This is a genomic window from uncultured Sphingomonas sp. (genome assembly GCF_964021865.1).
In the GTDB taxonomy this organism is placed as follows: domain Bacteria; phylum Pseudomonadota; class Alphaproteobacteria; order Sphingomonadales; family Sphingomonadaceae; genus Sphingomonas.
Genome location: NZ_CAXIAM010000032.1, coordinates 24,639 through 37,500 on the forward strand (window position 1 = coordinate 24,639; position 12,862 = coordinate 37,500).

At 69.0% G+C, this 12,862-nt stretch carries 16 protein-coding genes; 8 read left to right on the forward strand and 8 right to left on the reverse strand.

Going from position 1 to position 12,862, the window contains the following annotated elements:
* Positions 1-8 precede the first annotated feature (8 nt).
* Genes AADI75_RS10005 through AADI75_RS10015 form a run of 3 tightly spaced genes read right to left on the reverse strand, consistent with a single transcriptional unit; the run spans position 9 to position 2,789 of the window.
* Complete coding sequence (locus AADI75_RS10005; RefSeq protein ID WP_341208885.1) at positions 9-905, reverse strand: tyrosine-type recombinase/integrase; 897 nt, start codon at positions 903-905, stop codon at positions 9-11.
* Positions 902-2,671 carry a hypothetical protein gene (locus tag AADI75_RS10010; protein ID WP_341208886.1) on the reverse strand — a complete coding sequence of 590 codons (1,770 nt, stop codon included), beginning with the start codon at positions 2,669-2,671 and terminating at the stop codon, positions 902-904. The genes AADI75_RS10005 and AADI75_RS10010 overlap by 4 nt, the downstream gene beginning before the upstream one ends.
* The gene (locus tag AADI75_RS10015) at positions 2,652-2,789 is read right to left on the reverse strand and encodes a hypothetical protein (RefSeq protein ID WP_184033684.1); all 138 of its coding nucleotides are present in this window, start codon (positions 2,787-2,789) and stop codon (positions 2,652-2,654) included. Before AADI75_RS10015 ends, AADI75_RS10010 begins: the two co-directional genes overlap by 20 nt.
* A 99-nt stretch (positions 2,790-2,888) precedes the next feature.
* Between AADI75_RS10015 and AADI75_RS10020 the strand changes: the two genes are divergently transcribed.
* The 3 genes from AADI75_RS10020 (at position 2,889) to AADI75_RS10030 (ending at position 5,551) form a co-directional block, all read left to right on the forward strand.
* Positions 2,889-3,452 carry a shikimate kinase gene (locus tag AADI75_RS10020; protein WP_341208887.1) on the forward strand — a complete coding sequence of 188 codons (564 nt, stop codon included), beginning with the start codon at positions 2,889-2,891 and terminating at the stop codon, positions 3,450-3,452.
* Positions 3,449-4,549 carry a 3-dehydroquinate synthase gene (gene aroB, locus AADI75_RS10025; protein ID WP_341208888.1) on the forward strand — a complete coding sequence of 367 codons (1,101 nt, stop codon included), beginning with the start codon at positions 3,449-3,451 and terminating at the stop codon, positions 4,547-4,549. The genes AADI75_RS10020 and aroB overlap by 4 nt, the downstream gene beginning before the upstream one ends.
* Before the next feature lie 177 nt (positions 4,550-4,726).
* Positions 4,727-5,551: an alpha/beta hydrolase gene (locus AADI75_RS10030; RefSeq protein WP_341208889.1), complete on the forward strand. Its 825-nt coding sequence runs from the start codon at positions 4,727-4,729 to the stop codon at positions 5,549-5,551.
* Between the two features lie 188 nt (positions 5,552-5,739).
* On the opposite strand, the gene AADI75_RS10035 is transcribed toward AADI75_RS10030, so the two are convergent.
* Both AADI75_RS10035 and eno read right to left on the reverse strand, forming a co-directional pair.
* Positions 5,740-5,982, reverse strand: a complete 243-nt coding sequence (locus AADI75_RS10035; protein ID WP_341208899.1) for a septum formation initiator family protein — start codon at positions 5,980-5,982, stop codon at positions 5,740-5,742.
* Positions 5,983-6,099: 117 nt separating this feature from the next.
* On the reverse strand, positions 6,100-7,380 hold the full coding sequence (gene eno, locus AADI75_RS10040) for a phosphopyruvate hydratase (RefSeq protein ID WP_341208890.1): 1,281 nt from the start codon (positions 7,378-7,380) through the stop codon (positions 6,100-6,102).
* 134 nt (positions 7,381-7,514) lie between these two features.
* Here eno and AADI75_RS10045 point away from each other — a divergent pair, with 134 nt between their 5' ends.
* The 5 genes from AADI75_RS10045 (at position 7,515) to AADI75_RS10065 (ending at position 9,585) form a co-directional block, all read left to right on the forward strand.
* Positions 7,515-8,051, forward strand: coding sequence for a hypothetical protein (locus AADI75_RS10045; protein ID WP_341208891.1), 537 nt, complete (start codon positions 7,515-7,517; stop codon positions 8,049-8,051).
* A gap of 4 nt (positions 8,052-8,055) precedes the next feature.
* Positions 8,056-8,394, forward strand: coding sequence for a phage holin family protein (locus AADI75_RS10050; protein WP_341208892.1), 339 nt, complete (start codon positions 8,056-8,058; stop codon positions 8,392-8,394).
* A complete protein-coding gene (locus tag AADI75_RS10055; protein ID WP_341208893.1) occupies positions 8,391-8,723 on the forward strand; it encodes a phosphatase in 333 nt (110 codons plus the stop codon). Before AADI75_RS10050 ends, AADI75_RS10055 begins: the two co-directional genes overlap by 4 nt.
* Positions 8,720-9,169 carry a hypothetical protein gene (locus AADI75_RS10060; RefSeq protein WP_341208894.1) on the forward strand — a complete coding sequence of 150 codons (450 nt, stop codon included), beginning with the start codon at positions 8,720-8,722 and terminating at the stop codon, positions 9,167-9,169. Before AADI75_RS10055 ends, AADI75_RS10060 begins: the two co-directional genes overlap by 4 nt.
* A 185-nt stretch (positions 9,170-9,354) precedes the next feature.
* A complete protein-coding gene (locus AADI75_RS10065; protein WP_341208895.1) occupies positions 9,355-9,585 on the forward strand; it encodes a DUF4170 domain-containing protein in 231 nt (76 codons plus the stop codon).
* Between the two features lie 141 nt (positions 9,586-9,726).
* Here the strand turns inward: AADI75_RS10065 and AADI75_RS10070 are convergent, their stop codons facing one another.
* From AADI75_RS10070 to carB, 3 genes are all read right to left on the reverse strand, one after another.
* Positions 9,727-10,512, reverse strand: a complete 786-nt coding sequence (locus tag AADI75_RS10070) for an APH(3') family aminoglycoside O-phosphotransferase (RefSeq protein WP_341208896.1) — start codon at positions 10,510-10,512, stop codon at positions 9,727-9,729.
* Positions 10,512-10,988 carry a transcription elongation factor GreA gene (gene greA, locus AADI75_RS10075; protein ID WP_341208897.1) on the reverse strand — a complete coding sequence of 159 codons (477 nt, stop codon included), beginning with the start codon at positions 10,986-10,988 and terminating at the stop codon, positions 10,512-10,514. The genes AADI75_RS10070 and greA overlap by 1 nt, the downstream gene beginning before the upstream one ends.
* Positions 10,989-11,072: 84 nt before the next feature.
* The coding region (gene carB, locus AADI75_RS10080; protein ID WP_341208898.1) for a carbamoyl-phosphate synthase large subunit at positions 11,073-12,862 on the reverse strand (1,790 nt) is incomplete at its 5' end.

Genomic DNA, 12,862 nt, shown 5'->3' on the forward strand with positions numbered 1-12,862 from the left:
GGGCGCAGCTAGGCGCGCTTTCGCAACGCGTCAACGAGCGGGTGACGCTCGTTAACCAGCTCGACCAGCCGGCTGCTGTCGACATGGGTGTAGATTTCGGTGGTCGCGATATCGGCATGGCCCAGCATCGTCTGGAGCGCGCGCAGGTCCGCGCCGCCCTCCAGCAGGTGCGTCGCGAAGGCATGCCGCAGCACGTGCGGGCTGATCCGCTCGGGCGGGATGCCCGCCTCAGCGGCCAGCGTGCGCACCAGCTGGAACAGCCGCACGCGCGAGATATGCGTCGCGCCCGACGGAAACAGGAATGCGCGATCGGTGCCGACGTGCGCGCGCCACGCCGCCACCGCCGCGCGCGCACGGTCGGAGATCGGCACCAGCCGCTCGCGCCCGCCCTTGCCCTTCAGGATCAGGAACGGACGATCGGGGTGGATCGCCGCGCGCGGCAACGACACCAATTCGGTCGCGCGCAGCCCCGATCCGTACAGCAGCTCGAACAAGGCGGAGAGCCGCAGATCGGTCGGGATCACCGGATCGCGCGCCAGCCGCGCCTCGATCGCGGCGAACAGCCGGTCGACGTCGCCGTGATCCAGCGTGCGCGGCAGCCGCCGCTGCGTCCCCGGTCGCGGCAGGGCCGGCGACGGATCGTCGGCGCGGTCGCCCTCGTCGATCAGGAACCCGAAGAAGCGCCGTAACGCCGCCGCCTTGCGCGCCACCGTCGCCTTCGACAGCGCGTCCCAACCATCCGCGAGTCGCTCCAGCGCCGCGCCGTCCGCCACCGCCAGCCCGCCGTCGAGCGTGGCGGACGCCAGCATCAGGTCGCGGCGATAGGCCGCCAGCGTGTTCTGCGCCGCCCCGGCCTGTGCCGCCATCATCTCCAGAAAGCGGTCGATCGCGGCGGCGTCGCTCACAGCCGCGCGATCGCCTCCGCCGCGATCATCCGCGCCTCGCCGTCCAACCCGACCGCGCGCAGCGCCCGGACGATATGGAACAAGGCCGCGGGCGGCACATGCGCCCAGCCATCGGCCTGCATCCCGACCGCCGCCAGCAGCAGCACCGTTCCCGCCTGCCCCTCACCCGCGGCGCGCTCCAGCGCGCTGGTCCAGGCGTTGCGCCCCGCGACCGGCACCGCCAGCTTCTCGGCGAGGTCATCGACCGCCGCCGCGGGCAGCCGCCCCAGCCCCGCCATGCCGGCGAAGAACAATTGCCGCTTGCGCTCGGCCAGCGCGCCCTGCGGCGCGTAGTCGGTGATCGTCGACGCCGACAGTTGCGTGATCGCGTCCGGATCGGCGAGCAGCAGCATCGCCCAGCCGTCGCTGCCCACCGGCACCGCGCCCTGCCAGCGCTGCGCGGTGCGATCCAGGCCGGCGGACAGCATCGACGCGATCAGCCGGTCGGCCTGCGCCTCGTTGGCGGCGGCGGGCAGCCGTGCGGCGGCGCGCGCGGTCAGCACCAGCCGCGCGTAGCGGGTCGCGGGCGTCTCCGCCGCGTCCCACAACTTGACCATCGCCGCGATCCGCGTCGCGCGGTCGTTGCCGACATAGGCATCGCGCAACGTCGCCGCCGTATTGGTCAGCTCGGCGGGCGCGTCATTGCCCTCGCCGATCGCCGCATAGAGGTCGACCATCGCCGCGCTCGACAGCACGCCCAGCGCCGCCGCGCGATCCGCCGCCGCCGCGCGGTCCGCCAGCGGAACCGCCGGGGCCAGCGCCTGCCAGGCGCGCACCTGCGGGCCGACCGTTCCGTACAGCTCGTCGGGCACCGCGACCCCGGTCGCGGTCGCCAACCCGAACCGCCACGCGGTCAGTTGCACCACCGGCGCCCATTCGATCGTCACCGCCTGCCGGCTGTTGAGCCCCGCGCCCATCACCTTCTGCGCCAGCGCCAGGTCGATTCCGCTCGCCACGCGGCGGCGGCGGATGTCGGCGATCAGCGGCTGGGTCCGCCCCGCCCCGGTCAGCCCGGCGCACATCGCACGCGCGACGATCCACGCGCGCTCGCTGTCGCCCGCCGTCCCTGCGAGCGGACACAGCCCGGCCGGATCGCCGGTCGCGAGCGCGGCCTGCATCCACATCTCGCGCAGCTTCGGCGTGACCTGATCGCTGTCGACCGCCTGCGCGACCGCGCGCGCCGACACCGATTCGCCCATCCGCAACAACAACCACGCCCGTTCGGCGGCAAAGTCGGCACCGTTGACGCCCGAAGGGGTATCAATTTGCGCCACCAACAGTCGCCGCAGTCCGATCGACAGCCACCGCGACGGCAACGGCGCCGAAAGATACCGCATCAGCCGCTCGACGTAGCGCCCGTCCGCGCTCCCGAACGCCTCGCCCACGAAGCCCTGATCGGCCCCGACCGATGCCAGCGAGCGCCGCGCGAACGACGGCAGCACATAGCGCGGCGTCGCCACCGGCGTCGGGCTCGCGGTCGGCGACGGGAACGGCAAGGGCGGCAGCGGCGGCAACGGCCCGGCCGGGGTGGTCGCCTGTACGCGCGGCGCATTGCCCGGTGTGGTTGCGGCAGGACTCGGCGGCGCGGCCGGCGCCTGCGAAGGCGCCGCCTCGCCGAAGCCGGGCGGCAACAGCGATTCGGGGCGGTCCTGCGCGATCGCCGCCGCCGCGAGGCCGAGCGCCGCGACGCCGGCCAGCGCGGCGCGTTTAGCCGGCGAGATTGCCAAGCTCGACCGCCTTCTCGACGCGGGTCACCGGCTGCTCGGTCGCGCGGCCCGCAAAGAAGAACAGCGCGCCCACCACGATCACCAGCAGCACGACGACGGAGACAATCAACCGGGTCATGTAATTCCCAACCTGCACACGCGACCTGTCACTTGCGCCCCGGCGGGCTGCGTGCCTGCTGTTGCCGGGGACGGAACGCGCTGTATAGCCGCAGGGACGATGTTGCAAAGCCCGCCCGTCCCGTCCCGCCGCCCGTCGCGCCGTCCGCCCCGCTGGACCGGCCGCCCGATCGTGCTGGTGGGGCTGATGGGCGCGGGCAAGTCCACGGTCGGCCGGCGGCTCGCGCTGCGGCTCGCGCTGCCGTTCGTCGATGCCGATACCGAGATCGAGGCGGCGGCGGGCATGTCGATCCCCGATATCTTCGCGCAATACGGCGAGGAATATTTCCGCGACGGCGAACGCCGCGTGATCCAGCGGCTGATCGACGGCCGACCGAAGGTGATCGCGACCGGCGGCGGCGCGTTCGTCAATGACGAGACGCGCGCGCTGATCCTGTCCGACGCGCTGGCGATCTGGCTCGACGCGCCGGTCGAGGTGCTCGCCGAGCGGGTCAAGCGTCGCGACACCCGCCCGCTGCTGCGCGGCAAGGATCCGGCGACCGTGCTGCGCGAGCTGGCCGCGGTCCGCAATCCGCTCTACGCGCTCGCGCATCTGCGCATTCCCAGCGCCAATACCCCGCACGACATGACGGTGCGTGCGATCATGGAGGCCCTGAGCAAATGACGACCGTGACGGTGGCGCTGGGCGACCGCAGCTATGACGTGCGGATCGAGCCGGGGCTGTTGTCGCGTGCGGGTGAGGCGCTCGCGCCGATCGTCGGCACGCGCCCGGTGGTGATCGTCGCGGACGCCAATGTCGTCGGGCATCTCGCCACCCTCACCGCCGCGCTCGACGCCGCCGGGATCCGCCATGCCGAAATCGTCCTGCCCGCAGGCGAAGGCTCAAAGAGCTGGGCAACGCTGGAGCGGCTCACCGACGAACTGCTCGTGCTGGGCGTCGAGCGCGGCGATCATGTCGTGGCGCTCGGCGGCGGGGTGATCGGCGATCTGGTCGGCTTCGCGACCGCGATCCTCAAGCGCGGCTGCGGCTTCGTGCAGGTCCCCACCACCTTGCTGTCGCAGGTCGATTCGTCGGTCGGCGGCAAGACTGGGATCAACGCGCGCGCCGGCAAGAATCTGATCGGGGCCTTCCACCAGCCGAAGGTGGTGCTGATCGACCCCGACGTGCTCGACACGCTGCCCGCGCGGCAGGTCCGCGCCGGCTATGCCGAAGTCGTCAAATACGGGCTGATCGACGATGCGGACTTCTTCGCGTGGTGCGAGACGAACGGCGCGACGCTGCTCGCGGGCGACCCCGACGCACGCGTCCACGCGATCGCCCATGCGGTCGCCGCCAAGGCGCGGATCGTCGGCGCGGACGAGTTCGAGACCAAAGGGCAGCGCGCCTTGCTCAACCTCGGCCACACCTTCGGCCATGCGCTGGAGGCGGAAGCGGGCTTCTCGGACCGGCTGCTCCACGGCGAGGCGGTCGCCGCAGGCTGCGGGCTCGCCTTCGCCTTCTCGGCGGCGACGGGTCGTTGCTCGCCCGACGACGCGGCGCGCGTTGCGGCGCACTGGCGCGACAGTGGCCTGCCCGACGGCCTCGCCGCTTCCGGCATCACCGCCCCGCCCGCGCGGCTGGTCGAGCATATGCGCCACGACAAGAAGATGGCCGCCGGCACGCTGCCCTTCCTGCTCGCGCACGGGATCGGACAGACCTACCTCGACAAGACCGTGGCGCTGGATCAGGTCGAGGCATTCCTCGGCGAACCGGGGCGGTAAGCCCTCCCCCGTCATTCCCGCGAAGGCGGGAATCCAGAACCTCTGACGTTTCGCCTCTTGCGAAAGCCCGCGCGTCTGGATTCCCGCCTCCGCGGGAATGACGACTTGTTCTTGTGGCAAGGATGAGGAACGCCCCTCCGAACCGCCCGTTACGGCTGCTCTGCCAAGGAGAGCCACATGCCGTATGTGAAGACGCGCGACGGGACCGATATCTACGTCAAGGATTGGGGCGAGGGCCGTCCGGTCGTCCTGATTCATGGCTGGCCGCTGTCGTCGGACAGCTGGGACCCGCAGATGAAGGCGCTTGCCGATGCCGGCTTCCGCGCCATCGCCTATGACCGCCGCGGCTTCGGCCGTTCCGGCCAGCCGTGGTCGGGCTATGATTACGACACGCTGACCGACGACCTTCATGACGTGATGGAAGCAGCGGGCGCGACGCAGGACGTCACGCTGGTCGGCTTCTCGATGGGCGGCGGCGAAGTCGCGCGCTACCAGAGCCGCTACGACGGCAAGGGCGTGATCTCGGCGGCGCTGATCAGTTCGGTCGTGCCGTACATGCTCAAGACCGACGACAATCCCGACGGCGTGCCGGAAGAAACGCTGCAGCAGATCGCCGACGGCATCCTCAAGGATCGGCCGAACTTCTTCCGCACCTTCTTCAAGGACTTTTTCGGTGTCGGCTACGTCACCAGCCCCGTCAGCGAGGCGGTGCTCGACTGGGCACAGGGGTTGGCGCTGCAGGCCGGGCTGCAACCGACGCTGAAATGCGCCGAAAGCTTCGGCCACACCGATTTCCGCCCCGACCTGCCGGCGTTCCGCGTGCCGACGCTGGTGCTACACGGCACCGCCGACAAGACCGTCCCGATCGACACCAGCGGCCGTGCCGCGGCCGCCGGGATCGCGCAGGCGCAGCTGGTCGAATATGACGGCGCACCGCATGGCCTGTTCGCGACCGAGAGCGACCGTCTTACTGAAGATTTGCTGACGTTCCTCGGTAGGTAAGGTCGTCATCCCGGGTCCGAACTGGGATCCCGCTCCTTCTGCCGGGAGGAAGCGGGGTCCCGGATCACAAGCCTCGTCATTGCGAGCGTAGCGAAGCAATCCAGAGTCGGATCAGGACGCCCTGGATTGCTTCGCTACGCTCGCAATGACGCAGGTGCTTGAACCAACTGGAGCAAACGCCCCGCGCATCACTTCAGCGGAACGATCACCTCGTCCGGGTGCGCGACGTTCAGCTCCTTGCGCACCAGCTCGTCGACCATGTCCGGGTTCGCATGACGCGGATCGAGCAGCGTCACGCGGTTCTGCAACATCGCCCTCCGCTGATCGAGCTGCGCATATTGCTTCTCGCGCGCCACGAGCTGCCGCTTGTAGTCACCCAGCGCGATCAGCCCGTTCGGCCCCAGCACCGCATAGGCACCGAAGAACACCATCACCGCCACCGCGAGGGCGGGGACGGCAGCACGCCGGAGCGTTTGCGAGAGGCGGTTCGACGGGCGAGGCATAATGCCAGCGATTCTCGCGAGTCGCCTCGCCCTTTGCAAGCCCTATCAGCGGTTCCGCAACACGTCCCGGCCCGCATAGTGCGACATCGTACCCAATTCCTCCTCGATGCGAATCAGCTGGTTGTACTTCGCCAACCGGTCCGAGCGCGCAAGGCTGCCGGTCTTGATCTGCCCGCAGTTGGTCGCGACCGCCAGATCGGCGATCGTCGAATCCTCGGTTTCGCCCGAGCGATGCGACATCACCGCGGTGTAGCCGGCGCGCTCGGCGACGCGGATCGCCTCCAGCGTCTCCGACAGCGTGCCGATCTGGTTGACCTTCACCAGCAGCGAGTTGGCCAGCCCCTGCCCGATCCCGTCGCGCAGCCGCTTCGGGTTGGTGACGAACAGATCGTCGCCGACCAGCTGCACCTTCTTGCCGATCGCGTCGGTCAGCGCCTTCCAGCCCTCGAAATCGTCCTCGGCCATGCCGTCCTCGATCGAGAAGATCGGATAGCGGGCGGCGAGATCGGCGAGGTAATCGGCCATCGCGCCCGGCTCGAGCGTCAGGTTCTCGCCCGAGATGACGTACTTGCCGTCCTTGAAGAATTCGGTCGCGGCGCAGTCCAGCGCCAGCATCACGTCGTCGCCCGGCGTGTAGCCCGCGCGCTCGATCGAGGTCATGATGAAGTCGAGCGCGTCGGTGGTGCTGGCCAGGTTGGGCGCGAACCCGCCCTCGTCGCCGACTGCGGTCGCCAGCCCTTTCTCGCTCAGCCCCTTCTTGAGCGTGTGGAAGATTTCCGAACCGCAGCGCACCGCCTCGGCCAGCGACTCCGCGCCGACCGGCACGATCATGAATTCCTGGAAATCGATCGGGTTGTCGGCATGTTCGCCGCCGTTGATGATGTTCATCATCGGCACCGGCAGCACATGCGCCGCGACGCCGCCGACGTAGCGGTACAGCGGCAGCCCGCGCGCCTCCGCCGCCGCCTTCGCCACCGCAAGGCTAACGCCGAGGATCGCGTTCGCGCCCAGCCGGCCCTTGTTCTCGGTGCCGTCCAGCTCGATCATCGTCTGGTCGATTTCGAGCTGGTCCTCGGCGTCGAGCCCGATGATCGCGTCCGCGATCTCGTCGTTGACCGCCTCGACCGCGTCGTCGACGCCCTTCCCGCCCCAACGCGCCTTGTCGCCGTCGCGCTTCTCGACCGCCTCGTGCGCACCGGTCGACGCCCCCGACGGGACCGCCGCGCGACCGAAGCTGCCGTCGTCGAGCAGCACGTCGACCTCGACGGTCGGGTTGCCGCGGCTGTCGATGATCTGGCGTCCGTGCAGGTCGATGATTGCGGTCACGAAACGATCCTCCTATTTTCTGCCGTCGCGGCAGGACATGGCGCCTCCTAGCGGGCGCCCGACGATGCTGCAACGCGATGGAACCGGCGGCCCGGCCACCGGGTTGTTTGACCTCGACCAGGGAAGGATGAATCATGGCCGACGAGCAGGATCGCGACACGCTCCAGCATTCCACTCCGGCGGACGCCGCGCCGCCGCCCGCCGACGCCGCGTTCACGCCGGCGGAACCGCTCAAGAATGCCGGCGTCGACTTCACGCCGGAAGACACGAGCGCGTCCGGTAGCGGCAGCACGCTGGCCGATGCCAAGCAGTCCGCGCGCGACTATGTCGCCAAGGGCCGCGAGCAGGCCGCCGACAAGGCACGCGGCTTTGCCGAGGACGGCAAGGCGAAGGCGACCGACGCGCTGACGCAGCTTTCTCAGATGCTGACCGATGCGGCCGGTCAGGTCGACGAAAAGCTCGGCGCGCAATACGGTCAATATGCACGGTCGGCCGCCGATCGCGTGCAGGGCTTCTCCAGCGCGATCGATCAGAAGAGCGTCGAGGATCTGCTCGACGATGCGCGCGAACTCGTCCGCAAGAGCCCCGAGGTTGCGGTCGGGCTCGCAGCCGGCGTCGGCTTCGTGCTGGCGCGGCTGATCGGGGCCGCCGTCGACCAGCGCGATGCCTGACCCAATGGACGTTCGTGACCGCGTGCTTCCCGACAGCATCCCGCAATTGGTGACGCAACTCGCCACCGATGCGCGCGACGTGGCGAAGGCGGAGATCGCGCTGGCCAAGGCCAAGGCGCTCTTTGCGGTCACCCGTTACAAGGCTGCGGCGATCCGCTTCGCCATTGCGGGCGTGCTCGGCCTTGCTGCGCTGATCGCGCTGCTGGTCGGCGCGATCCTGTCGCTGGCGACGCTGATCGGCCCCGGCTGGGCGACGCTGGCGGTCGTTGGCGTCGTGCTGCTGATCGCCGCGTTGCTGGCACTGTCGGGCAAGTCGGCGTTGCGCGCGGGACCCGGCGCATGACCGGCGCTGAGGTGACATTGGCCGAGGCGCGCGTCGCCGAGGCCCGCCAGCGGCTCGACGGCACGGTCGGGCGCTTGCAAACCGAACTGGAGCCGCGCCGCCTCGCGCGCGTCGCGCTGGCCGAGGTGACAGAGGGCGGCGAACGCGCCGTGCGAGCCGGGACCGAGGTCGCGCGCCGCAACCCCGGCGTGCTGGCCGGCGGCGCGACGCTGCTGTTCGCGCTGGTCACCGGGCGGCAGGTCGCACGCCTGTTCGGCAAGAAGAAGCGGCAGAAGCGCCTGCCCTCCCCAGAAGATACCGCCACACCCGCCGAAAGGATCGGATCATGACCGAACATACCCACGATCAGGAACAGCACGGCCGGTTGCGCGACGGCGTCGATCAGGCGCGCGAAGCGGCGTCAAACGCGCTCGACACCGCGCGCCACCGCGCCAGCGATGCCGCGCACGCCACCGCCGAAACGCTCGAGTCCAACCCGCTTGGCGTGCTCGTCGGCGGGCTGGTGCTCGGCGCCGCGGTCGCCGCGGTCCTGCCGCGCAGCCAGCGCGAGAAGGAGCTGCTGTCCGGTGTCGGCCGCAAGATCAACGCCGCGGCGGTGGCCGCGCTGGCCGCGGCCAAGGATGCCGGCCGCTCGGAGCTGGACCAGCTTGGCCTGACTCCGAATGCCGCACGCGATCAGGCCAAGTCGCTCTTCCAGGGCGTGGTGAAGGCGGCAAGCACCGCCGGCTCCGCCGCGGCGCAGGCTGGAAAGGAACAGGTCAAGAGCGCGTCCTGACCCCTTCAAACACGGCGCGCGCCGCGCTAGGGAAGGGTCAGGCCGACCGCCCGACCGCGGCGCCGATCCGGTGACGAGGGAGAGCCGCGGGGCAAGCGATCGTGCTGCCCGCGGCTTTTCCGTGTCCCGGCGACGACGTGGACGGGCGGCGCGGCGGTGTTTCAATCCCAAGCGGGAGCGCGTGCATGAGCAAGCTTCATCTGGTGTTCGGCGGGCGCGTCAGCGATCCGCGCACCCTCGAATTCAGCGACCTGTCCTCGATCGACATTGTCGGCGTCTTCCCGGACTATGCGAGCGCCGAAAAGGCGTGGCGCGCCGCCGCGCAGCGCACCGTCGACGACGCCGAAATGAAGTACGTGGTGGTCCACCTCCATCGCCTGCTTGAACCCGATTTGCTCAGCAAGCCCGCGGCGTAAAGCGCGGTTTGCCACTGTCGTCCCGGGCTCGACCCGGGACCCCGCTCCTTCCCGCCGCGGGCGAACAAGGGGTGGGCCTCGATCAAGTTGCGGGCGACAACTTAGCCAGCAGCGGCGGCTACTCGATCAACGCTGATTGGCTCAGAACAACTCGTCGAGCGTCCGGTGGAAAAGAAGCCGCGGCTCGTCGAGCGGGTCGACACCCAGCGCCGCAAGCAACAGCCGCTGCGCCGCCTCGCCGAAATCGCCAAGGTTCTCCCACAGGATAGCGATGTCCTGATAGGGATCGGCGATACCGAGCCGCCCGACGTCGATGCAGCCCGTCACCGCGCCGTCGGCATCGAGCAAAAGGTTGCCGAGCGAATAGTCACCATGCGTGACGACGCGGCCGGTGGCGTGGCCCGCCAGGGCCTCGGCGTGCGCCAGCACGGCAGCCGCGCCCATCCCGAGGTGATCGTCGCCGAAGTCGTCCTCGTCGACTGCGCCTACAGCCACGAGCTTGCGTGCCGCGGCGAGCCGAACCGGCGCCGAGGCATCGAACGGGCACTCGTCCACCGGAAGGGCATGAAGCAGGCGCAGGAAGGTCGCGAACCCACGAATGACGTGCGGCAGGAGGTCGGGGCGCTCCGCAAGCCACGCATCTCCCGTCTTGCCAGGGGCCGCGCTGGTGAGTAGCCATGCCGCATCGGGCTCAACGACAGACGAGACGAGCCGCACCGTCGGCACCCGCCCCTGCAACCATCGCAGGCGGGTCGCCTCGTCGACGACGGCGTCCGCTACAGCACCTTCGCCGAATTTCAGGAACAGTCGTTCGCCATCAGCCGTGACGACACGGTGGATGATGCCACCGGATTCGCCTTCCGGCTCGCGCTCCCACGTCGCGCCCGCCAACCGCTCCCGCCACGATGGAGGGAGCGGATTCGACATCAGATGAACTCGATCTTCGACACCAAATAATAACGGTCGCCCGCCGGCACCGACACTTCGATCTCGTCGTCGAGACTGCGCCCAATCAGCGCGCGGCCCATCGGCGAATTGTAGCTGATCCGCCCGGTCTTCGCATCGGCCTCGGTCTGGCCGACGATCTGGTACTTCACCGGCTTCTCGTCCTCGTCGAGCAAGGTCACGGTCGCGCCGAACACGATCTTGTCGCCCGACAGGTCGCGCGGATCGATGATCTGCGCGCGGCTGAGCTTGTCCTCGATATCGGCGATCGACGCCTCGACCTGCCCCTGCCGCTCCTTGGCGGCATGATATTCGGCGTTTTCCGAAAGATCGCCGTGCGCGCGCGCTTCCTCGATCGCATCCACGATCAAGGGACGTTCGGTCTTCAGCCGCTTCAGGTCCGCAGTCAGCTTTTCATAGCCTTCCTGCAACATCGGCATCTTTTCGACCGTCGCCATCACCTTGTCCTTTAAAACGCTTCCCCGGCAGCGGCCTCCCCCTGTCGGAAGCCGCCCCTTTTGATCAGCACGAATGTCCGGGGATCAGTTGTGCGGCTGCGAATAATAGGATTGCAGCGGCCGTACTTCAAGGTTGCGTGAACCATCACCCTTAACAGCGGCATGGATCGCCTGCGCCGCCTGCACCGCCGCCGAGGCGGTGGTGAAGTACGGCACCTTGCCGTTCACCGCCGACGCACGGATCGGCTGCGAGTCCTTCAGGCTCTGCCAGCCTTCGGTGGTGTTGAAGATCAACGCGATCGCGCCGTCCTTGATCCGGTCGACGATATGCGGCCGCCCCTGCGCGACCTTGTTCACCGTCTCGACCGGCAGTCCCGCGCGCGACAGGTGGTCGGCGGTGCCGGTCGTCGCCACGATCGTGAAGCCGGCATCGACCAGCGCGCGAACGGCGGGGACGATCAGGTCCTTGTCGCCGGACTTCACGCTGACGAACACCGCGCCGCTGGTCGGCAGGACGGTGCCCGCGCCGAGCTGTGACTTGGCGAAGGCGGTGGTGAAATCGGTGGAGATCCCCATCACCTCGCCGGTGCTCTTCATTTCGGGCGACAGCACCGGATCGATCCCGGGGAAGCGCGCGAACGGGAACACCGCTTCCTTGACCGCGAAATAATCGATGTCGCGGTCGATCTTCGGCAGGTCGCGCAATTTCTCGCCCGCCATCACGCGGCTGGCGATCTTGGCGATCGGCGCGCCGATCGCCTTGGCGACGAACGGCACCGTGCGGCTGGCGCGCGGGTTCACCTCGATGAGATAAACCTGCCCGTCCTTCACCGCGAACTGGATGTTCATCAGCCCGACGACGCTCAGCCCACGCGCCAGCGCCTCGGTCTGCCGCTCGATCTCGGCGATGATCTCCGCCGGCAGCGAATAGGGCGGGATTGAGCAGGCGCTGTCGCCCGAATGGACCCCGGCTTCCTCGATATGCTGGAGCACGCCCGCGACCACCACGTCCTCGCCGTCGCAGATCGCGTCGACATCGACCTCGATCGCGTCGCGCAGATACTGGTCGATCAGCACCGGCGCGTCGCCCGACACCTGCACCGCGGTCTGGATATAGTCCTCCAGCTGCTGGTCGCTGTCGACGATCTCCATCGCGCGCCCGCCAAGCACATAGCTGGGGCGCATCAGCACCGGATAGCCGATGCGGTTGGCGACGTTCAGCGCCTCCTCGCGGCTGCGCGCGATGCCGTTCGACGGCTGGAGCAGCTTGAGCCGGTTGACCAATGCCGCGAACCGCTCGCGATCCTCGGCCAGATCGATCGCGTCGGGCGAGGTACCGAGGATCGGGATCCCCGCCTTCTCCAGCGCGCGCGCCAGGTTCAGCGGCGTCTGCCCGCCGAACTGCACGATCACCCCGACCAGCTCGCCTCTCGACTGTTCGACGTGCAGGATTTCCAGCACGTCCTCGGCGGTCAGCGGCTCGAAATAGAGGCGATCGGACGTGTCGTAATCGGTGCTCACCGTCTCCGGATTGCAATTGACCATGATCGTCTCATAGCCCGCGTCCGCCAACGCGAAGCAGGCGTGGCAACAGCAATAATCGAACTCGATCCCCTGCCCGATCCGGTTCGGCCCGCCGCCCAGGATCACGATCTTGCGGCGATCCGACGGCTGCGCCTCGTTCTCGGGCTCACCGAACGACGGCGCCTCATAGGTCGAATACATATACGGCGTCTTCGCATCGAACTCGGCTGCGCAGGTGTCGATCCGCTTGAACACCGGCCGCACGCCCAGCTTCAGGCGATGTGCGCGCACCTCCTCCTCGGTCACGCCGCCGGTCATCGCCTTGACCGCTTCGTGGATCAGCCCCGATC